At 55.1% G+C, this 22,169-nt stretch carries 15 protein-coding genes and 1 pseudogene; 13 read left to right on the forward strand and 3 right to left on the reverse strand.

The features are described from left to right. Positions 1-5: 5 nt before the first annotated feature. Positions 6-923 (reverse strand): MBL fold metallo-hydrolase, encoded by a 918-nt coding sequence (locus ACR0NN_RS22600; RefSeq protein ID WP_170721767.1) that lies wholly within the window; start codon positions 921-923, stop codon positions 6-8. Between the two features lie 95 nt (positions 924-1,018). Between ACR0NN_RS22600 and ACR0NN_RS22605 the strand changes: the two genes are divergently transcribed. Further along, positions 1,019-1,915 (forward strand): helix-turn-helix domain-containing protein, encoded by an 897-nt coding sequence (locus ACR0NN_RS22605; protein ID WP_170721765.1) that lies wholly within the window; start codon positions 1,019-1,021, stop codon positions 1,913-1,915. A gap of 205 nt (positions 1,916-2,120) precedes the next feature. Here the strand turns inward: ACR0NN_RS22605 and ACR0NN_RS22610 are convergent, their stop codons facing one another. Continuing rightward, positions 2,121-2,759, reverse strand: coding sequence for a GDSL-type esterase/lipase family protein (locus ACR0NN_RS22610; RefSeq protein ID WP_480685593.1), 639 nt, complete (start codon positions 2,757-2,759; stop codon positions 2,121-2,123). Positions 2,760-3,305: 546 nt separating this feature from the next. Here ACR0NN_RS22610 and ACR0NN_RS22615 point away from each other — a divergent pair. From ACR0NN_RS22615 to ACR0NN_RS22650, 8 genes and pseudogenes are all read left to right on the forward strand, one after another. Next, a pseudogene (locus ACR0NN_RS22615) lies at positions 3,306-3,719 on the forward strand (transposase); the annotation flags it as partial. Positions 3,720-4,162: 443 nt separating this feature from the next. Next, the gene (locus ACR0NN_RS22620) at positions 4,163-5,401 is read left to right on the forward strand and encodes a hydroxymethylglutaryl-CoA reductase (RefSeq protein WP_480685594.1); all 1,239 of its coding nucleotides are present in this window, start codon (positions 4,163-4,165) and stop codon (positions 5,399-5,401) included. Further along, positions 5,398-6,309, forward strand: a complete 912-nt coding sequence (locus ACR0NN_RS22625) for a UbiA family prenyltransferase (protein WP_170721754.1) — start codon at positions 5,398-5,400, stop codon at positions 6,307-6,309. The genes ACR0NN_RS22620 and ACR0NN_RS22625 overlap by 4 nt, the downstream gene beginning before the upstream one ends. After that, entirely contained in the window at positions 6,306-8,768 is a 2,463-nt protein-coding gene (locus ACR0NN_RS22630; protein ID WP_170721751.1) for a PEP/pyruvate-binding domain-containing protein, read from the forward strand. Before ACR0NN_RS22625 ends, ACR0NN_RS22630 begins: the two co-directional genes overlap by 4 nt. After that, positions 8,728-9,858: a BtaA family protein gene (locus ACR0NN_RS22635; RefSeq protein ID WP_480685596.1), complete on the forward strand. Its 1,131-nt coding sequence runs from the start codon at positions 8,728-8,730 to the stop codon at positions 9,856-9,858. Before ACR0NN_RS22630 ends, ACR0NN_RS22635 begins: the two co-directional genes overlap by 41 nt. Further along, positions 9,855-11,186: a hypothetical protein gene (locus tag ACR0NN_RS22640; RefSeq protein WP_170721750.1), complete on the forward strand. Its 1,332-nt coding sequence runs from the start codon at positions 9,855-9,857 to the stop codon at positions 11,184-11,186. Before ACR0NN_RS22635 ends, ACR0NN_RS22640 begins: the two co-directional genes overlap by 4 nt. Next, the gene (locus ACR0NN_RS22645; RefSeq protein ID WP_170721746.1) at positions 11,183-12,028 is read left to right on the forward strand and encodes a hypothetical protein; all 846 of its coding nucleotides are present in this window, start codon (positions 11,183-11,185) and stop codon (positions 12,026-12,028) included. The genes ACR0NN_RS22640 and ACR0NN_RS22645 overlap by 4 nt, the downstream gene beginning before the upstream one ends. Then, positions 12,021-13,442 (forward strand): AMP-binding protein, encoded by a 1,422-nt coding sequence (locus ACR0NN_RS22650; RefSeq protein WP_170721745.1) that lies wholly within the window; start codon positions 12,021-12,023, stop codon positions 13,440-13,442. The genes ACR0NN_RS22645 and ACR0NN_RS22650 overlap by 8 nt, the downstream gene beginning before the upstream one ends. Positions 13,443-13,529: 87 nt before the next feature. Here ACR0NN_RS22650 and ACR0NN_RS22655 read toward each other — a convergent pair whose 3' ends face one another. Beyond that, positions 13,530-14,396: a LysR substrate-binding domain-containing protein gene (locus ACR0NN_RS22655; protein ID WP_170721743.1), complete on the reverse strand. Its 867-nt coding sequence runs from the start codon at positions 14,394-14,396 to the stop codon at positions 13,530-13,532. 107 nt (positions 14,397-14,503) lie between these two features. Here ACR0NN_RS22655 and ACR0NN_RS22660 point away from each other — a divergent pair, with 107 nt between their 5' ends. Genes ACR0NN_RS22660 through ACR0NN_RS22675 form a run of 4 tightly spaced genes read left to right on the forward strand, consistent with a single transcriptional unit; the run spans position 14,504 to position 22,138 of the window. Continuing rightward, entirely contained in the window at positions 14,504-16,048 is a 1,545-nt protein-coding gene (locus ACR0NN_RS22660; RefSeq protein ID WP_170721740.1) for a trimethylamine methyltransferase family protein, read from the forward strand. Further along, positions 16,045-17,334: an aminotransferase class III-fold pyridoxal phosphate-dependent enzyme gene (locus tag ACR0NN_RS22665; RefSeq protein WP_170721736.1), complete on the forward strand. Its 1,290-nt coding sequence runs from the start codon at positions 16,045-16,047 to the stop codon at positions 17,332-17,334. The genes ACR0NN_RS22660 and ACR0NN_RS22665 overlap by 4 nt, the downstream gene beginning before the upstream one ends. Beyond that, a complete protein-coding gene (locus ACR0NN_RS22670) occupies positions 17,331-19,727 on the forward strand; it encodes a GcvT family protein (RefSeq protein ID WP_480685599.1) in 2,397 nt (798 codons plus the stop codon). The genes ACR0NN_RS22665 and ACR0NN_RS22670 overlap by 4 nt, the downstream gene beginning before the upstream one ends. Further along, positions 19,727-22,138, forward strand: coding sequence for a GcvT family protein (locus ACR0NN_RS22675; protein ID WP_170721732.1), 2,412 nt, complete (start codon positions 19,727-19,729; stop codon positions 22,136-22,138). Before ACR0NN_RS22670 ends, ACR0NN_RS22675 begins: the two co-directional genes overlap by 1 nt. Positions 22,139-22,169 lie beyond the last annotated feature (31 nt).

Raw genomic sequence — 22,169 nt, forward strand, 5'->3', positions numbered from 1 at the left:
GTTATTCAGGTCAGAGGAACGAATGCAAAGCTCTCGCCTGCGCGTTCGACGCGCCCGGTGCCCGGATAGCTGAGATGCGTTGCGGAAAACACCGTTTCGGTGTCCACCAACTGGCTCAACAGCTTGGTTCGCGTCGCAATCGCCTGCGCAGGATCGGAATCAAGCGCGTAGCTCACGCTCGGGTTCGCGAATTGCAGGGCTTCTGAAATGATTGCGTCACCGACGATGAAAAGAGCTTCGCCATCATCCGCCGCGATGCGGACGCCGCTGTGACCCGCCGTGTGTCCGGGCAGCGGAACAAGTGTGAGGCCCCCACCAAGATCAGCTTCTCCCACATAAGTCGTGATCCGATCCGCCAATGGCGCGGCGATGGATTGCAGCAATTCAATCATCGGCTTGTCCGCCTCTGGCGCATTGGCAAGCAACGCGGGATTTGTCCAGAACGCCCATTCGGCCTCAGCCACATGGATTTTTGCATTTGCAAACCCACCCGCGTCCGGCCCCATCAAACCACCAATGTGATCAGCATGCATATGGGTCAGAACGATATCTGAGATGGCGGTTTTTTCGATCCCTTCAGCAGCAAGGAGCGCGTCCAGTTTGCCCACGGTCGGAAACATTCCCGACAGGGCCTGACCGGATCCCGTGTCCACAAGAATGATGCGGTCGCCATCACGCACTAGCCAAGCTGTGGCCCCAATATCAATGGGATCGCCTGCGGCGGCTAGGGCTTCTTCGGCAGCGCCCAGGAAAAAGGCTGATGGAAGGCTGAAATGACCGTCCGATAACATCGAAACCACCTTTGTCCCAATGTTCAAAGTGGCGACTTCTCCCGCAAAGACAACCGGGGGGATTGCCACAGACGCTGCAGTGCCAAGAAGGGCTGTGGAAAATGCCCGGCGGGATAACCTGAGGGGTTTCATGGTTGTGTCCTTTCATATCTCTTGCCACTAAATTGATTATTCCTCGCCATTCCGCTATTGGCATAAATGACAAAAACTATGCAGGTAATGACAAGGTGAGCCGGACCAAACACATCGCCGTCATAAGCTATCCGGGCGCTTTGACATCCGCAGTGCATGGCATCAAAGAAATGTTGGAGCTTGCCGGAACCTTGAAACGCGATCGCTCTTTGTGTGTGGAACTCACAGGCGCCGTTGAGCCTGGATATGATGCCTACATTCTGCCACCCGCGGGCCAAGAGATCGACGTCATAGCGCAGCCGGACATCCCCATGTCGCTTCGTCGGGAACACGCTCGCGGAGCGCTTTTGTGTTCGGTATGTGCTGGATTGATTTGGCTGGCAGAAGCCAATGTTCTGGGCAATCGACCGGTGACGACGCATTGGGGCTTGGAGACCCAAATGAAAGAGCACTATCCCAGTGTCGCGACCGATGTGGATCAAATCCTGATTGAACATACGGATCTTATCACCGCAGGCGGGATGATGGCTTGGGTTGATCTTTCCCTCGCATTGATCGAGCGCCTGATCGGCCGTGATGTGATGATTGAAACATCACGCTACTTTGTCGTTGACGTTGCCCGGATCGACCAACGGCGCTATCGCAGCTTCACCCCAAATCTGTCGCATCAGGATACAGCCGTGCGAAAGGCACAATTGCACATCGAAAGTGACTATGCAGACCACCTGTCGGTGGATGATCTGGCCAAACACGCCGGGCTTGCGGCGCGCACTTTCATCCGACGTTTCACCTCCGTAACCCGCCTGACACCGATGGCCTATGTAAATGCTGTCCGAATTGAGAAGGCCAAAGAATTGCTGATTCATTCAACAAAACAAATTCAACAGATCGCTTTTGAAATCGGATATTCTGACCATTCCGCTTTTGGCCGAAAGTTCCACGAGGCAACAGGGATCACACCTCGGGATTTTCGCTTGAAGTTCTCAACTTAAGGAATGTCGCCGGCGACTTAGGTTTCCTCGCTTACGTGAACAGCCAAGCTTCCGCGCAATCGCATTATAGGCGGGGGTACCCGTTCATCGTTTTGTCGAGATACCGATCTCCATAGTAAACTGCTCACCTCGCTGAAACCGGGTTTAAGCGAAGTGATCCCTGGTTGAGGAGCTGGCTATGGGTTCCTCCGCACGCTTAGTTTTTCTAAGCGGGGAGCATATCACGGACAACTTTGGCAAGCGCCATGGCAACCTGCTTCAATGAATCAGGATCGAAATGTATGCCGTCAATTGCTCCGGGACCGATCACTTCATTAAGGTCAAAGCATTGCGCACCGAACGCGCCTGCAACTGTCGGGTATGTTTCACGAAGCCGATGAAGGCCTGCTCGGCTATGATTTTGGTCGAACATTGGTTCCAACCATGTGCCGCTGACCTCGCCCATTTCTGGTGGTACGAGCACAAGAGTAGATGGTGCTTTCCCATCGGGGCCAAAACTAGATTTGGAAGCAACCTCCAATAGGCGACTTAAACCACGGGCGATCTCGTCGGCGTTCACGCCAAAGCGGGTCTTAACATCATTCGACCCCAGGAGAATTATTACAAGATCAAGCGGCATGTTCGACTTAAGCGCGATTGGCAATTGAGCGAGGCCGCTCATGTCGCCTATGATAGGGTCGTCGAAAACCGTTGTTCGGCCATTCAACCCGTTTTCGACCACGTGGTACGATGAACCTAGTTCAGCTTGTAGTAGTCTAGTCCATCGTTTGTTGAATCCATAACGGACAAGGTTTGCGCCACCACGAGGATCGAAACCCCAAGTCAATGAATCCCCGAAACACAATACTGTTTTCGGGTCGGCGGCCTAACTACTATGCATTTCTTCTGACGCCATTGTACGCTCCTGCTTGGATGAAATGACCATACATATGAGAGAGATAGGGCCTAGAATATAGTGCCAAGGCACAGCAGGTCGAGCAGTTAACCCCTTAAAGCCATTCAATCCTAGCCGATAAAACCGCATAGTCAGCGACACGCCAAAGGAAGCGGCTCACGCCGAACCCCGCGAATGGCCGTACAGAGCCCAAAGTTGTCGTTGGATTAATGAGGTGATTTCTCAGAGAACTACCGGATCGAGACTAGTGCTGCGATCAAGCGAATTGATGCTGACGCCTATTTTGCGGACGGATTCAGTTGGTTAAAGATCCAAACGAAAGCTTGAGTCGGGCTAGAAGCGGCCGATAACCCAACTCTAAGAATGGGCGTAACGAGGTTCGAACATGTTCAGCGAAGCCAAGTACAACGAATACATAAGTGATTTCAACTCGACCTTTGTAGGTGGCATGTCACTACCTGACTTTTCGACAAGTACTAAGAAAACGATGCGACCTTCATCTATCTCAAGGTGATCGGCCGGGGGTGGTTCTATCTCAGCACGGTCCTGAATGATTACAGCCGCTACATCATCTCCTGGAAGCTTTGCACCAATATGCGGGCCGAGGATGTAACGGACACATTAGATCTGGCGTTGCAGGCGTCCGGCTGCGATCGGATTCATGTCGTTCACGAACCCCGCCTGCTCAGCGACAACGGATCGAGTTGCATCTCAGGGGATCTGGCCGAGTGGTTGCAGGACAAGGGCATGAAGCACTCGCGCGGTGCGCCGTACCACCCCCAAACCCAGGGCAAGATCGAACGCTGGCAGCAGACCCTCAAGAACCGCGTCCTACTGGATAACTACTTCCTACCAGGTGATCTTGAGGCGCAGATCACCGCCTTCGTCTATCACTTCAACCATCAGCGGTTAGGTGTGGAAGACTTTTTCGATTTTTTGATCACTGGCGAGCTCACCTAGTGCTTAAGAATTCACGAAGCCTGTATGCTTTTGGAGGCATCATAGACTTCCAGGTGTTGGCTGATGAGGTGCTATCTTGGGGGTAAGATGCAACGCTTACAATTTATTCGTTAGTCAGCCAGCATAAATTGCTCATGATACACCTCTGAAACTCGGATGCTTGAAGCATGCAACCGACATTGCTGCAGCAAAGGTAACGGATCCAGAGCTTCGCTACAGGCGCATATCAACTCAAAGAAGTAGGTCCAATCACGTTTCCAATAGGATGTATATCACTGGAAATCGGTTACTTTATTGTTAGGGTGCGGCCAGTGCAGACATCTATATGCAGTCGTTCTGCACAACGTTTTTGACGGAGTTGCCCTTTGATCATTCCATTTCATGTGCGGGAGATGCTGCGACGTATTAAGTTGCGATACGATGTAGTGCACACACCAAAGCAGATGGCTCCAAGCGACGAAGTGTTTTCGCCTTTACGCTCATCTCGCAAGGCTGATGGCACGACAGTTGCGCGCTTCTGGGGACAGCTGAAACCGAAGGCAAGCGACGCAGATGAAGCACTGATTGCGGATCCCGCAACCATTGAAGCTGCTGAAGCTTACAGCGCCAATATTGAAAACTTCATCGGCACTGTCAAAGTGCCAATTGGCATCGTTGGGCCGCTACGTTTGAACGGTATGAACGCCAACGGAGATTATTTTGTGCCGTTGGCAACGACCGAGGCCGCGCTTGTTGCTTCGTATGCGCGAGGGGCCTATGCGGCTGGCCGATCCGGCGGGGTTAGTACAGCTGTCTTGTATGAAGGTGTGTTGCGCACGCCAGCATTTGTGTTCGAAAGCCTATTACAAGCCGGTCAGTTCGTGGACTGGATAGTCAGCAATGTTGACGATCTCCAGGCTACAGCGGATGCCACAACGCGGCATGGCAAACTTGTCTCACTGGAACCATTTATCGATACGAACATTGTTTTTTTGATCTGTCGTTACACAACGGGTGATGCGGCTGGTCAGAACATGGTGACAATTGCAACGGATGCGTTGTGCCAGGCCATTGCCAACGAGTGTCCAGTTCCAATTGAGAATTGGTATATCGAAGGGAACTTTTCGGGTGACAAAAAAGCTTCTGCTCTGGGCATGGTGACCGGTCGCGGGCGCAAGGTTAGTGCGTCGGTTACTTTGCCTGCGGATATTGTCGAAAAGACGCTTGGTACTACGGTGGATGCGATGTTGGCGTATGGGCGCGTAGCCAATCTTGGTTCGCACCTGTCAGGTCAGCTTGGGGCTCAGGCCCACTATGCCAATGGTCTTGCAGCCTTTTACATCGCGACTGGGCAGGACGCGGCCTGTGTCGCCGAAAGCGCGATGGGGGTGACGCGGATGGAACCCAGAGGAGACGATCTTTTCTGCTCGGTAACGCTGCCAAATGTTCTTGTTGGATCGGTGGGGGGCGGCACCGGCTTACCCAGCCAATCAGCAGCGTTGAATATTTTAGGACTGAAGGGCGCGGGTCACGGGACAGCATTAGCCGAAGTCGCCACGGCAGTCTGCTTATGCGGAGAAATTTCGATTGTCGCTGCGATCGCCGCCGGGCATTTCACACGGGCGCATGAAAGCCTGGCACGCCAAAGATGACCTTTTTGAACCGCATTTGGATTTATCAATCCGAACGCTTTCCACTTAAGAAAACCGTACCGCTTTTGCTGGTGTTTTCAGCGGCAAGTATCTGCGTCTCAGCGCGTCTTGCTGATCGATCGTTGCCTGAATGGCCCGCTTTTGTGGTTGGTTTTATGTTGGCAATGGTGCTGTTTTTCCAGATGCGGGTTTGCGACGAATTCAAGGATGCCGAGGACGACCGCCGCTACCGGCCCGAGCGCCCCATTCCAAGGGGGCTGATATCCCCGACTGAGGTGCTGGTCCTTGGCCTGATGACTCTGCCCATGGCTGCTGCTGCTGCGTGGTTATGGTACCTCCCGGTTCTATGGTGCCTTCTTGTGGTTTGGGTTTGGATGGCAGCAATGACTGCCGAGTTCGGAGTGCCGGTCTGGTTAAAGGCGCGCCCGATTCTTTACCTGTTCAGCCATATGTTGATCATGCCGCTGATCGACTTGCTGCTAACCAGCATCGAATGGCTTCCGGCTGGAGGCGCTGCATCAAGTCTTTGGTTGTTTCTGGCACTGTCGTTCGTCAATGGCTGCGTTCTTGAGATCGGGCGAAAATTATGGGCACCTGAGAACGAAATCGACGGGGTGGACACTTATTCGGGCCTTTGGGGGTATCGTCGTGCCGCCATCGTCTGGCTGTCCTGTGTAGTGTTATCCTTCGTGTTTCTGGTGGGCACAGGGTTTGCATCTGGTGTCGGCTGGTTAACCGTCTGGGTCGGGGCTGCTGCATTTGTACCCTGTTGCCTGGTCGCACGCAGTTATGTGAAAGATCCAACACCCAAAGCACAGGGCAGAATGGATGCAATCGCAGGAATTTGGGTCTTTTTTTGCTATGCCACAGCGGGTTTTTTACCGTTTCTGGTCGGGGGCCTTAGATGACCTTTATCGTCAATCAATCCGATGCAACTGACCCGACTTTGGTCGGTGGAAAAGCGGCTGCGCTGGCACGTCTAGCGCGTCACGGTTTCAATCCACCTGCGTTTTTTATCATCACCGATGCTGCATTCCGCGCGGGCAAGTCAGGGCCTGTCGCGGCAAATGGGCTGAGTGTGGCGCTTGCTGCCGCATTGGATGCGCTGGGTTCCGGGCCCTATGCGGTGCGCAGTTCCGGTCGGGCGGAAGATGGTGCTGATCACAGCCATGCTGGGCAGTTCGATACGATCCTGAATGTCACTAGCGGTAAGGTCTTGCAGGCCGCTAAGCAGGTCTGGCAATCAGGTTTTTCGGATACACTTGAAGCTTATCGCTCGGTCACTTCCGGGGGCGAGGCAGAAGCGCCCGCGATCATTGTACAGCGTATGATTGATGCGACGACGGCCGGTGTTGCTTTCTCGGCCGATCCGGTGACCGGGCAACGAAATACTGCAGTTGTGTCTGCCATCAAAGGACTAGGCAATGCCCTCGTGGCAGGTGAGGTTGATGGTGAGGATTGGACCATTGATCAAACCGATCACGTAGCGTGCTCCCAATCCGAGGCTCAAGTTCTGACACCCGATCAAGCGCTTCAGGTCGCGAAGTTGGCACGCAAAGCGGAAGAGGCTTTTGGCATCCCGCAAGACATAGAATGGGCATTCGATGCCGCGCATGGACTGCACATTCTGCAGGCGCGACCGATTACGACCCCGCTGCAACCCAAAGCGGTGCCGGATGATGCGCTGACCATTTTTGATAATTCAAACATCGTTGAAAGTTACCCGGGCATGGTAAGTCCGCTGACCTACTCCTTTGCCGTGCACGTCTATTCTCGCGTCTATCGGGCCTTTGTGCGGTTTTTGGGCGTATCAGATAAAACCATCGCCCAGAACTCAGCCATCTTCGACAATTTTCTCGGGCGCATTGACGGGCGTGTCTATTACAATCTGGTCAACTGGTACCGAGCGCTGGCGCTGCTGCCAGGTTTCTCGCTAAATCGCGACTATATGGAAACCATGATGGGCGTGTCCGAGCCCATGCCGCGTGAAATCACGGATGGGATCGGGCCTGCTCCTGCCAAAGGCGCGCGTAAGATATTGGAGTACGCCAAACTGGCTTTGGTTGCGGGTAGTCTGATCTGGCAGGCCGTGTGTTTGCCTCGAACCCGGCGCAATTTTTATGCAAGGCTGAACGATGTTCTGGATCGTGATCTGGACATAGAAGCAGCGAATGCGACCGAGCTGGCTGCCGAGTATCGCCATGTCGAAAGCACCCTGCTGGATCGCTGGGACGCGCCGCTTGTAAATGATTTCCTCTGCATGATCGCATTTGGTGCGTCGCGCAACCTGTTGCACAAGTGGTTGGGTGAAGAAGGGCTGTTGCTGCATAACGATGTTATGATTGGTCAGGGCGATATTGTCTCAGCCGAACCGGCGCAGCGAATTGCAGGCATGGCTCGCTTGGTTCGGGAGGCTGGGATAGCTGATCAGCTAAGCGCCGAATGCCGATTGGAAACCCTTGAACCTTATCCTCAGATCAAGTCCGAAGTTCAGTCTTATCTGGATAAATTCGGAGATCGATGCACAGAGGAGTTGAAACTGGAGAGCATTCCGCTGCGCGATGATCCCACCAGTCTGTTGATGGCTGTGGCAGCCAGTGCCGCCCGTCCTGAAGGTAAACGACACATCGGCACTGAACCGGACTGGAAAGCCCTGTTTCCCGCCAATCCACTGAAACGTCGCCTATCCCAATGGATCGTGGGCTGGGCCAAGGCCCGCGTACGTGACCGAGAAAACCTGCGTTTCGAACGCACTCGAATCTTTGGTCACGCCCGGCGTGTCTTTCTGGGGATCGGTAGGGAGTATTCAGCCAGGGGGCTGGTCAATAAACCCCGCGACGTGTTTTATCTGACGACCCATGAGGTCTTGGGAGCCGTCGAAGGGTTCAGCCTTTCGCCTGATCTGAAAGCCATAGTTGCGCAGCGACAACATGAAGATGCCGCTGCGTCCCAGCGCCCGGACCCGCCAGAGCGGATTGAGGTTAGGGGCCCGGCCATCGCTCCGATCTGGGTGGATAACGAAGAGGTCAACAGCGAACCGGAACGTGTGAAAACCGGCACCGGCTGTTCGGCCGGACACGTGACCGCTCGGGCGCGTGTGATACGCGATCCCCGTACCGAGGCATTGAAGCCTGGCGACATCCTTGTGGCGCGTCACACCGATCCGGGTTGGATCGCAGTGTTTTCGAATGCTGCGGCCATAGTCGTGGAGCGGGGGTCGTTGTTGTCACATTCCGCAATTGTAGCGCGTGAGTTGGGCATTCCATGCGTCGTGGGTCTGAAAGGGGCCACGCAATGGATTAAGGATGGCGAAACCCTGTCGGTCGATGGAGCAAACGGCAAAGTGGAACGATGCGATGGCGCATAGCGAAATCGCAAGCAAAGTAGATTTCGACCACATCCGATATGCTCAGCTGTGGGAGGATGCGGACGTACTGACCAACGCGCTGGGCGATTGTACGGGCAGTACGCTGGTGTCTATTTGTTCGGCAGGGGATAACGCGCTTGCTATGCTAACACTCGACCCCGCGAAAGTTGTGGTTGTGGATCTGTCACCGGCACAGATCGCCTGCCTCAAGCTACGCATCGGTGCATTCAGAACGCTGACACACCCAGAGTTTTTGGAACTGGCCGGATCGCGGCCCAGCAAGCGGCGAGCAGAACTATTGATCAGTGCCTTGAAGGACACGGATCACGAGACACGCACCTTCTGGGCCGGTCTTGCCCCAGATGTGGAGCGTTATGGGATCGGTGGGGTCGGTAAGTTCGAACGGTACTTTCGCATCTTTCGCACCAGACTTTTGCCGTTGGTGCATTCCAGACGTACGATTGACGACGTCTTTGCACCCCGGTCGCCGGATGCGCGCGAGGTTTTTTTTGAAACGCGCTTTAACACCTTCAGATGGCGGATGCTGCTGAATGTATTCTTTTCCCGCTTTGTGATGGGGCGCATGGGGCGCGACAAGGCGTTTTTCGATCACGTTGAAGGCAGTCCAGCCCAACATGTGGCGCGTCGTATTCGTCATGCAGGTGTTGAGACCGATCCATCACAAAATCCTTATTTGCACTGGATCCTGAAAGGTACGCATGGTGACGCGCTGCCGATGGCCTGGCGGCCCGAGCACTATGAAACCATTCGCGCCCGCCTCGATCGTCTCGATATCAGGCCCGGATCGTTAGAGGCCTTTGTTTCGACCGGTGAAAAAGCCAGTGGGTTCAATCTTTCTGACATTTTCGAATACATGTCGCCCGACATGTTTGAGCAGGTATACGGATCAATTCTGTCAGCTGCCGCACCAAAGGCGCGTCTAGTTTATTGGAACATGATGGCACCGCGCCGCGTGCCCGCTACTTTTGCGGGCGAAGTCGAAACACGTCGCGAGATTGAGGATCGGCTAAAAGCGCGCGACATGGCCTTTTTCTACTCGGACTTTGTCGTAGAAGAGGTGCTGGCGTGAGTGTTCTGGCTCAGATCCTGCTGGCTTTGACGTCTGTTCTGGCCTTGTTGGGATTGATGGCAATTGTCCGGGGGATGGCACAAAAGATTGGCTTGAACGCGGAAGTCCAGCGCAAATTGATGCATGTTGGGACCGGGTTGTTCACTTTGGCTCTGCCGTGGATTTTCCCGGATCGTTGGCCGGTCTACATGCTGATTGGGGTAACCGTGATCGTCATGATGATTTTGCGTTTACCTCGCTTCTCAAAAGGTCTGGGCGCTGCACTGCACAGCGTCGAACGCACCTCATACGGTGATTTCCTGTTGGCGCTTTCCGTTGGGCTTTGTTTCTTACTGGCGGGGGAAAACACCCTGTATTACGTGCTTCCGATTGCTGTTTTGACACTGGCTGATGCCGCAGCCGCGCTCGCCGGTACGACATATGGCACAAAGCGCTATGTGATCGAAGATGGTGACAAAAGCATAGAAGGGTCAGTGGTGTTCTTTGTCGTAACGCTATTGGTTGCGATCATCTGCTTCTTGTTTTTGTCCAAACTCCCACCGCCCAACATCATGATGTTGTGCCTAATGGTCGCGGCCTTTGGCACGTTGGTCGAGTCGCAAAGCTGGCGGGGGTTTGACAACCTGTTCCTGCCGCTTGGTTTGCTGATCTTTCTGAAAGTTCACTACTACAGCGCCTTGGCGGACTTGGTGATGTTGGCCATTTTGTTCTTTGCAGCCCTGGTCAGTTTCGGAGTTGTTGGAACAAAGCTGGGCCTGACCAAACATACGACCCGCGTTTATGTTGTCGCGGTTTTTTTGCTGCTTGCAGCCGCAAATCTACAGAACACTGTATTGCCAATCATGGTTCTTGCCGCACATGGCTGGGCGCGAACTGGATCTCCTTGCGACAGCAAATATCCTGATCTGGATGTCGTCGCTGCCTTGGGGCTTTTGGGGTTTGGTTGGCTTGCAGCAGGCAATGCAACGGGGTGGGATGCGATATCCTTTTTTGGGCTCAGTGCGATGGGATTGGCCATGGGGCTCACTTCTGTAGCGTTGCGTGCCATTCCAATAGCAATACCGTTGGCCGCTGCTGTATTGTACCTTACTCGGAATTGGTCCGTATCCCTGAATTCTGAACACTCAAATTGGGCCGAACCTTTGACCGCGCTCTCGCTTGTATCGCTTGCGATTACGGCGATTGTGCCCTTGTTGCTTCCACAGTTGCTCCAAAGGGACCGCATTTTGAGGCTCACGATTTTGGCTCTATTTCTCCCGCTGGCCTATTACATCTGGTCCATAGCAGGGTCTATTGGCCGTGAGACTACCGCCGGAGCCTTATCATGACGAAAGAAAGTATTCAGACCGACGGTGCCAAACTGTGTGTTTATCTGCAGGGTCCGGATTGGGATGGCGTACCCGCCGCGACCATCGGCGATTTTTCGTGCCAGAGCCCTGAGGCCGGTTTGGAGGTTCTTCACACGGCTATTGGGCGTGTCCGTAACGCAGGTATTGATCGGATCATCGGACCAATGACTGGTGATACATGGCACAGCTATAGGTTTGTATCCGAGAGTGATGGTTCAGCTCCATTCTTGATGGAACCGACGAACAAGCCCCATGAGCCCGAAGTGTTTGAGGCGGTGGGATTTTCCACCATCAGTAAGTATTTTTCGGCACGTGTGTCATTGACACAAACCGCCATATCTACTCCTGCTGCAACCAACGCATTTAATGTCGAACCCTGGAACGGAACCAACCCCGAAGAGTTGTTTCGGCAAGTATTTCAACTATCTGCCGAAGCTTTTTCGCAAAACGCCTTTTATAAACCCATTTCGGAGCGCGATTTCCTTGCGATGTACATGCCTGTTGTTCCGATATTGAAGCGCGAGCTTATCTTTTTTGCCCGTCGTCCGGATGGCTCATTGGCGGGATTTCTGTTTGGTATCCCGAATTATGCAGAAGGTCCAAATCCGACAACAGCTATCCTGAAGACTTATGCAAGCCTTGAACGTGGGGCAGGTCGCCATTTGGCCAGCCATTTCCATAAGTCTGCCCTGAATCTTGGTTTTGAAACCGCCATCCATGCGTTGATCCATGATGATAACCAATCCGCTGACCGCAGTGTCGTTGAAGGGGCCAAGATATTCCGGCGGTACAGCCTGTTGGGGTTGCGGTTGGATGGCTAACCTGCTGGCCCATTTTGCCGCCGCCGTCGATCGACACCCAGACCGGACGGCCATTATTGAAGGAAGTGGCCGCGAGGTCACATTTCGTGACCTGCAGAAACGCGCGCGGCAATTGGCCAGCACATGGAGGAGTAAGGGCGTCGACCATGGCGATCGTGTTCTGCTGGCGATGCCGGTCAACGCTGATCTCTACGCCAGTCTTGCGGCCTTATGGTCATTGGGAGCAACGGTGGTTTTACCTGAACCATCGATGGGGCTTGCGGGGTTGCGCCACGCGGCGAGAACAATTCGACCCAAGGCTTATTGCGCGTCTGGTTACTTTGCGTTGCTCAAATTCGTTCTGCCTGAACTGTTGAAGCTGCGTCTATTGCGACCAGGTGACGCCCCCAGTGCACCCGAATTTGTGACTGTTCAAGACAATGATACGGCACTCATTTCGTTTACATCCGGGACCACAGGTCAGGCCAAGGCCATCCCCCGTAGCCATGCATTTCTGATGGCTCAACATGATGCCATTGCGCCGCTTCTTGATAGCGATGTCGTCGAACGGGATCTGGTCGCATTCCCAGTGTTTACGCTGATTAACCTTGCAGCAGGGCGTACGACTGTTCTGCCAAACTGGAAAATGAGCAATCTGGATCGGTTATCCCCTGAGCAGTTGTCGAGCTGGATATCGAAGCAGCAAGTTACGCGCCTATTGATCCCTCCGTCTTTGTGCGAAAAGCTTGCTCGGTGCAATGATACGGGCCCTTTGCATACTGTTTTCACAGGCGGTGGACCCGTGTTCCCAGATCTGATCGAGAGGCTTCGCGCCAATTCCCGACTGGACGTAATCTGCGTTTATGGGTCGACCGAGGCAGAACCGATTGCGCATCTTGATGTACGTGACATCTCCGACACTGACTATCGTGAAATGGCAGCAGGTAGGGGGCTTCTCGTCGGCCACCCGGTTTCTCGGATCGAGCTCCGAATTCGCGATGATGAAGTTCAGGTCGCGGGCGATCACGTAAATGATGGCTATCTTGATCCCACGCATGCCGAGGAAAACAAAATCCAAGAGGGCACCAAAACCTGGCATCGAACCGGCGACGCTGGTCAGTTGGATGACCAAGGTCGTTTGTGGCTGTTAGGTAGACTGGGGAGCGATGTGACAACGTCGACTGGCCGCATCTTCCCTTTTGCAATCGAAATAGCTGTCAGACGATGGCCGAGTGTGACGAACAGCGCACTCATTAACCTCGGCGGAAGCCCGGCTTTATGCATCGAAGGTAATGCAGATCAGCTATCAAGCTGGAGGAGCTTGGCGCAGGAATTGGGGATCGCCAAAGTGATCCACGTGAAAAAAATACCAATGGACAAACGCCACAGATCCAAAGTTGACCGGGCAGAACTTACCTGCCTGTTGGGGAACTAAGCTGCAATTTTTTACCCATCGGTGCCCTGACGGAGAAGCGCCCATCATTTCAAACGATTGAATACACGGCCATGATGAGCCAACGCCTTATACATCGCCTGCCAGCCAATCAATGACTCGAAGCACCTCGGATCGCCGCGTATGGCCACCGCGTGTTTCTACAAAATATCCATGGGTTGGTGAGATGCTTTCATCAAACAGGCGGACTACGCGACCTTCTGCAAGATCCTGGTCGATAAGAGGTAGCCAGCCGATCACAATGCCTTGCCCATCGGCAGCGCCTCTGAGCAAGGTATTGGCGTCCTGAAAAATCGGGCCCCTTAGTGGCGAATCGAGCACGACATTCATCGCGGCAAACCAATCTAGCCAACCCCAGTGATTTCTCTGATGGAGCAGGGGTAAATGCCTCAGATCGTTTGGATGGTTGATGGGCGGATGAGCTTCGATGAAAGCTTTGGAAGCAATGGCTGCCGGGCTGAGTTCGAGCAGCTTGATCGCCTTGGGATCGGATCCTTCAATGCGGTCCCAGCGGATGACGATATCGACGGTTTCGCTGGCGTAAGCGCCCGGCTCAAAGGATGGGAGAAATTCAAGCTCAATTTTTGGGTGAGCCTGCCAGAATTCGCTCATTCGCGGCATCAACCAACGTGCTGTAAAAATCGGACCTACAGCCAGACGAACCACTTTGCGCGTATCGCGATGGAGCGTTCGGACGGCGTCATCAAGTATTCCAAATGCCTGGCCGGTGGCCTCTGCCAATCTTGCACCGCTCTCAGTTAGGATGACATCTCGTCCACTGCGCACGAATAGTTTCGTGCCCAACTGATCCTCGAGACCGCGGACATGGTGGCTGATCGCGGTCGCTGTCACCGACAAATGTTCAGAAGCCGCACGAAAACTGCCATGCCGAGCGGCAGCGTCAAAGGCACGCAGAGCTGGTAACGAAGGTCTCACGGTGAGTACTCATAAGTTTTACTCATCTATTGATGAGAAAGGTGCCTTTGTAAACAGCGCATTTGGCTGCAATGGTTAGGTTAGCGAAATACAATACTCATGAGTTCATGGTTGAAGCCCGCCGCCGCAGAGGTCGTAAAGACCGATTAAAGCAACCTGCACAGGACGAGGTGGAGCGCCCCGTCTGGCCAGGTGTGGTTGGAGGGAGTCTCAGGCCACTGTCGCCCAAGGACGTGCAACTGGTTGAGGGCGCGGCGTTTTCGCTTTTGGAGACGCTTGGCCTGAGCCAAGCTACTCCTTCGATGATCGAAAAAGTCACCAAGGCCGGCGGCTCCTACACCAAGGCAGGAAGATTACTCTTCCCCGAGACGCTCGTGAGGCGGGCGATTGATGAGGCTCAACGCGGATTTACACTTTGTGGCCAAACATCCGAACGGGACCTGAAGATCGAGGGCCCCCGAGTTCATATGTCCACGGGCGGCGCAGCCCCCGGTGTTTTCGATCTAGAAACGCATGCTTATCGCGACAGTACCTTGCAAGATCTCTACGATGCTGCCCGCATTGTGGATGTAATGGACAATATTCATCATTTTAGCCGCTCGGTTGTTGCACGTGATATTGAAGACAACGCGGTGATGGACCTCAACACGGCTTATGCCTGTCTTGCCGGGACTTCCAAACATGTCTCGATCTCGATCACCGAGCCGCAGAATGTGCATGCCATTGCAGACCTTTGCTATTCCATTGCTGGAAGCGAAGAAGCTTTTCGCGCTAGGCCTTTTCTAACAGTGATGGTGTGTCATGTGGTACCACCCATGCGCTTCGCCGAAGAAGCTTGCGAGGTACTTGAGCGCGCGATCTTGGCAGGGTTTCCCGTTCAACTTATTAGCGCAGGTCAGGCCGGTGCGACCAGCCCCGCCACAGTCGCCGGATCGCTTGTGCAGGCCGTGGCCGAGACGTTGGCGGGATTGGTCTATGCACAGCTGGTTGCACCGGATGTCAAAGCAATTTTCGCACCCAAGCCGCTGGTCGCGGATTTGCGCACCGGCTCCATGAGTGGGGGTGGTGGCGAGCAGGCGATCCTGATGGCAGGTGCGGCGCAGATGGGTCGGCATTGGGATCTGCCGACCAGTTCGATTGCCGGGATCACCGATTCCAAGTGTCTCGATGCGCAATATGGGGCAGAGAAATCCCTTGCTGTGGCGATGGCCGCCCATGCTGGGTCCAACATCGTCACACAGGCTGCAGGTATGATGTCAAGCCTCCTAGGTGTCAGCCACGCCGCCTATGTCAGTGACAACGATCTGCTGGGAAATATCCTGCGCACCATTCGCGGTATTGAGGCCACACCAGAGAACATCGCTGCAGATGTCATCAAGTCAGTTTGCGAGGGGCCGGGGCACTATCTGGGCGAGCATCACACTTTTGGACGCATGAAATCAGATTACTTTTATCCCGAGATCGGTGATCGCCGGACGCCTCGCGAATGGGAGGAAGATGGTTCCCAGCCCATCGGAGATGTCGCGCGCGAGAAAACTCGTGAGATTCTGCGCACTCACTTTCCGAAACATATCTCTGATTCATTGGATAACGATTTGCGCGCTAACTTTGATATCCGTCTGACAAAGGCCGGATCAGGACGGTCAACATGAGCAATCTCCGCCTAAGCGAACAAGCCCGTGCAGCACTCCCCGGTGGGGTTAGCCACGAGTTGCGTTATCGTGCGCCAAACCCGATTTTTATCGACCACGCGAAGGGTGCCGAGAAATGGGATGTTGAGGGGCGGCGGTACATCGATTTCAAGATGGGCAGTGCCAGTCAGATGTTAGGCCACGGACATCCGGTCATCGTCGAGGCGCTGCAGCGTCAGGCAGAACGCGTGATTTTTTGCGCCGATTGCCATGTTCTTGAAACAGAGTGGGCGGAATGGGTGAACCGGCTCTATCCTTCGGCCGAGCGTACGCGCTTTACTGCTTCGGGTAGCGAAGCGACCATGCTTGCCCTGCGGCTGGCGCGCGCATATTCGGGCAAAGATCATGTTTTGCGGGTCGATGGCCACTACCATGGCTGGCATGACCACGCGCTCAAAGGGGCGAAAGCCGGGGATGAGCAGGTCACGTCACTTGGCATCCCTAGTGCAATCAACGATTTGATTCACGTTTGCACTGCGGATCCATTTTCCATGGCTGCGGCGCTGGAGGATGAACGGATCGGTACCATTATCATTGAGGCATCGGGTGCAAACTATGGGTGTGTGCCTATGGAGTCAGCGACACTTAAAGCTCTACATGACGTGGCTCGCACAGCAGGCGTTGTCTTGATCTTCGACGAAATTATTAGCGGATTCCGCTGGTCCCCCGGCGGGCGGCAGGCGCGGGACGGGATCATCCCGGATCTAACGACGCTTGCCAAGATCGTCACCGGAGGTCTGCCCGGTGGTGCCGTTTGCGGGCGTGCTGAAATCATGGAGTTGATGAACAACGCCACAATGCAAAACGGGCTGGCGCCAGCGGTTAGTCATAAAGGGACTTTCAATGCCTCGCCTCTTATTGCAGCAGGGGCCTGTGCGGCAATGCCACTACTGGCGACGGGTGAGGCGCAAGCGCAGGCCGACGCGATGGCCAGTCGAATGCGCATTGGCATGAATGCAGCGCTGGCAGAGCAGGGTGTAACTGGCGTGGCCTATGGCGATGCCTCAATCTTCCACCTCCACTTTGGCCACGATTGCGTCGACGGGCTTACCCCAGCAGAGATCCGCGGATTACCGAAGTCAACCGTCAAGGCCTATCGTAACGGGATGCTCGCGCGTGGGGTAGACATCATGTCCTATACTTCGGGTCTCACCTCAGCTGCTCATACACCTGACCTGATTGACGAGGCTTTGGAGGCTTTCCGCGCGACACTGGCAGAAATGGTGCAAAACGGGGTGCTGCAATGAACCTTCCCACACACGCACGCACCGTGATCATTGGCGGTGGTGTGATCGGCTGCTCGATTGCCTATCATTTAGCGCGCGAAGGGCGGAAGGATATCGTGCTGCTGGAACGCTCCAAGCTGACGTCCGGAACCACTTGGCATGCAGCCGGTCTGGTCCGGCGTCTGCGGCCCTCGGCGACGCTGACGAAACTCATAAACTATTCAATCGACCTTTATGGCGAACTGGAATCCGAGACAGGGCAGGCCACGGGCTGGACGCAGACTGGTTCGCTAACTCTGGCTACGAATCCGGACCGTTTGACCAATATCAAGCGTCAGGTTTCGCTTGGCCGGGCATTTGGGCTTGAGGCAGAAGTTGTTGATGCCACCCGCGCGAAAGAGCTTTGGCCGCTGATTGAGGTGAACGATGTCATCGGTGCGGTCTGGTCTCCTGCCGACGGTCGCTTGAACCCGTCAGACGCGGCGCTGGCGCTGTCAAAGGGGGCCCGTGCGCGTGGTGTGAAGATAGTCGAAGATGCGCGTGTCACGGGTCTTCAAAAAAAGGGCGGACGTATCTCGGGTGTCGAGATCGGCGACCACAAGATCGAAGCGGACGAAGTGGTGATTGCGAGCGGCCTCTGGTCGCGCGAGGTGGCCGCGATGGCGGGTGCACACATGCCGCTTTATGCCTGTGAACATTTCTACATCCTGACCAAACCGCTGGTCGAGGTGCAGGCTTTGGGCAAGGGCGCGCACCTGCCCACATTGAATGACCAGGACGCTTATCTTTATGCCCGTGACGATGTCGAAGGGCTGTTGGTCGGCTCGTTCGAACCCCACGCAAAAGGGATTTCGACCAAGGACCTGCCTTCAGATTTTTCGTTCGATCTGCTGGACGAGGACTGGGATCACTTCATGCCCATGATGGAAAATGCCCTGCGGCGCATTCCGGCGCTTGAAAAGGCAGAGGTTAGGATGCTGCTCAACGGGCCCGAGAGCTTTACGCTCGACAGCCAGTTCATGCTGGGTGAAAGCCCTGAAGTGCCGGGGTTGTTTTTGATGGGGGGAATGAACTCGACCGGCATCGCGTTGGCAGGTGGCGCAGGCAAAGCGATGGCTGAATGGATCATCGCAGGCGAACCAACAATGGAGCTAAACGAGGCCGATATCCGGCGTTTCAGCCCTGAAATGAACGTGCTTGGCGCATTGGAGGCGCGCATCCCGGAAATGTTGGGCCGCCACTATGATAACCCCTATCCGGGTCGGACGATGGAGACGGCAAGGGGGCAGCGGCGTTCGCCCATTCATGCAGGACTGATGGAGGCAGGCGCGCAATTCGAAGCAAGAGGCGGTTGGGAGCGGGCTGTGCATTTCGGCGGAAATGCTGCGCATCTGCCTCTCAGCTTTGGTGTACCGGCTTGGCGTGATCAGGTGGGGCTTGAAGTTGCGGCTTGCCGCACCGGTGCGGCAATCCTGGACCAATCGGCCTTCGGCAAGATCATGGTGCAAGGTCCAGATGCCTGTGCCTTCCTCAATCACTTGTGCGCCGCCCAAATGAACATCAATGAAGGGCGCATCGCGTATACGCAAATCCTGAACGCGCGCGGTGGAATCGAAAGCGACCTGACTGTGCAGCGCCACGGGCCTGAAACTTATCTGATGATCGTGGGGGCCGGAGAGATCGTACGCGATATGAAGCGGATGCGCGAAACAAAGGGCGATCTCCGTGTAGAAATCACTGATGTTACCAGCGCCTACGCGATCATAGGGTTGGCAGGTGCCAAAGCGCACGAGGTGCTTCAGGCCACCAGCAACACCACCCTTCCTCCGCTTGGGCGATTTTCTTTTGCATCTGTCGAGATCGGCCTCGCTCGCGGTTGGGCCGGTCGGCTGAGCTTTTCTGGCGAAGCCGGCTTCGAGCTTTATGTCCCCGCCGACATGGCCATGGCTGCACATGAGGCTTTGGTCGTCGCCGGTGCGACACATGCCGGGCTTTTCGCCAGCAGCTCATTACGCATCGAAAGCGGTTTCCGTGCCTTTGGCCACGAACTGACCCCAGGGACCACGCCGCACGAGGCCGGGCTGGGTGCGTTCTGCGCCATGGGCACTGGTTTCGTTGGTGAAGATGCTTTGAAAGATCATGTACCCGAGCGGCATATCGTGTCGCTACTGTTCGACGAACCGGACGCGATCCCGATCCATGACGAACCGATCTACTATGATGGTAAAGTTGTTGGACAGATCACCTCGGCGGCGTGGAGCTATCGTTTTGGCCGTTCGGTCGCGCTTGCGATGATCAATGCGCCGTTGGATAGGCTGGCGTCCGAAGACGTGGTATCGGGCTTCGAGGTTGAAATTGCCTGCCAACGGTTCACCGCAAGCGCCTCTCTCAAACCAGTGAAGGAGGCGTTCTGATGTCAGACACGCTTCGCACCACGCGCGTTGCTATCATTGGCGGCGGGATAATGGGCGTCGCCGCGCAGTACCAGCTTGCCGAAAATGGCTGGACTGACACGATCCTGTTTGAAAAAGCGGAACTCACCAGCGGCTCGACATGGCATGCAGCCGGGCAGATTGCTCATGCGGTTGGCAGCCGGGTTATGGGCTGGGTCAACAAGACCTCGATCGAGACCTACAAGAAGGTCGAACAGGAAACAGGCCAAAGCATCGGCTGGCACGAGGTGGGCGGATTTCGCATCGCCACAACCGACGACGAGGTCGATTGGATGAAGTCGATCATGGGCGTAGGTAAGTTGCTCGACTTGCCCATGGAACTTGGCGGCCCCGAGGCTGTGGCCAAAGGTAACCCCTTTTACAAGGTCGATGACGTTAAGGCGGCAATCCAGACCTTTGAAGATGGGCATATCGACCCTTCTAGCGTGACAATGGCACTGGCCGCCGCCACGCGCGCACGCGGTGCCAAGATCGAACGGCACAACCAGGTGTTGGGAGCTAGCCGCAAGGGAGACATGTGGCTATTGCGGACCGAAAAGGGCGATGTGCTGGCCGAACATGTGGTTATTGCCGCAGGTTCTTACGCCAATCAGGTGGGCGCGTGGTTTGGGCTGACAATCCCATCTGTCAGCTGTCTGCACCATTACCTTGTTACTGACACGGTGAAGGAGTTTCTCGACCGCCCCGAGCTTCCAGTGATGCGCGACAACGCGTTTGGTGGCTACATCCGGCAGGAACAAAAATCCGGGCTAATCGGCATTTATGAGGGCCATGTCTGCCCCACAGTCTGGCAGATGCCCGAAGGCGCGCCTTGGGTGGCGGAGAATGAGCTTTTCGAAGCGGACTACGATTCCATCGGTGAATTCCTGATGGTTGCCTTGGACAAGATGCCAATCCTAGCTGAACTGGGCATCAAACGCGTTGTGCGGGGTGCTATCACCCACACGCCTGATGGCGGTATGTTAGTGGGTCCATCCGGTGCGCCGAACGTCTGGCTGTCTTGCGGATCATCGATCGGGTTGGCCTGGGGCGGTGGTGCAGGCAAAGTGCTGGCCGACTGGATGGTTCATGGCGAAGCCCCGATCAATACGCGCAGCTTTGACCCACGCCGCTATGGACAATTTGCAACCGATCATTTCATCGTCGAGCGCACCAAAGACGAGTTCATGCGCCGTCATGATACCCCGTGCCCAGGCAAGCAGTTTCAAAGCCTGCGTCCACTCAAACGCCACCCGCTGTATGACCGTCTCGCCGCGAAGGGTGCGGTCTTTGGCGAGATCGCAGGTTGGGAACGCCCGCGTTATTTTGGTGCGGTAGGCGAAGTGGAACAGATTGGCTGGGGCCACCAGATTTGGCACGAGAACGCAATGCGCGAAGCTAAAGCGACGCGTGAAGCTGCGGGTGTGATTGACCTGTGTGCATTTGCTCAGTTCGAGATCACGGGCAAGGATGCGGGTGCATTGCTGGACCGGATTTCCGCCAACAAGATCCCGGCGCGGGACGGGCGGATGAGCCTGAACCACCTGCTGACCGAACAAGGCCGGTTCGAGACCGAGATCACAATCTGGCGCATTGCTAAAGACCGGTTCTTCACCGGCTCACCCATTGCACGCGCCAATCCGGATTTTGACTGGATCAAAAGCTACATCCGCGATGGTGAAGACGTTCACATGGTTAACCGCTCGCAGGATTGGGGAATGCTTGCGTTGTCTGGCCCCGCCTCACGCAAGATCATGGCCGAGTTGACGGAAGTTGACCTTTCGAACGCCAATTTCCCGTGGCTCTCTGGACAAGAAGTCAAGGTTGCTGGCGTGTCTTGCTACATGCTGCGGGTTTCGTTTGTCGGAGAACTCGGTTGGGAGTTGCATGCTCCTTTAGAGCAGATCGGATCGATTTACGATGCGCTTTTCGATGTTGGCGAGAAGCATGGGTTGGTCGACCTGGGCAGTTATGCCTTCAACGGGTTGCGCATGGAAAAAGCCTATCGAGCAAGTGGCGAGTTGACCACGGATGTGGGCCCTTTCGACGTTGGCCTAGAGCGTTTCGTAGTGACTGAAAACCGAGACTTTGTGGGCCGCGCGGCGCTGAAGGATCGCGATCCGACGTGGGAACTGCTTTATGCCGAATTGCATGCCGATGACATCGACATTCATGGAGGCGAACCTGTGCTGTGGAATGGTAAGCCGGTCGGCCTGACGACCTCGGGTGGATATGGTTACAGCATCGGCAAATCGCTGGGTTGGCTATTTGTTCGCAAGGGCACGCCACATGACGGCCTAAAGGTGCAAATTCTCAATCAAGAGATTGCGACAACTGTGCATCCCGACGCTCTTTTCGATCCGCAGAATCTGCATCCAAGATCGGAGGTCTAAGTGACCGCAGAAAACAAATTCCTAAACCAAC

This window comes from Ruegeria sp. BA2, from assembly GCF_056539605.1.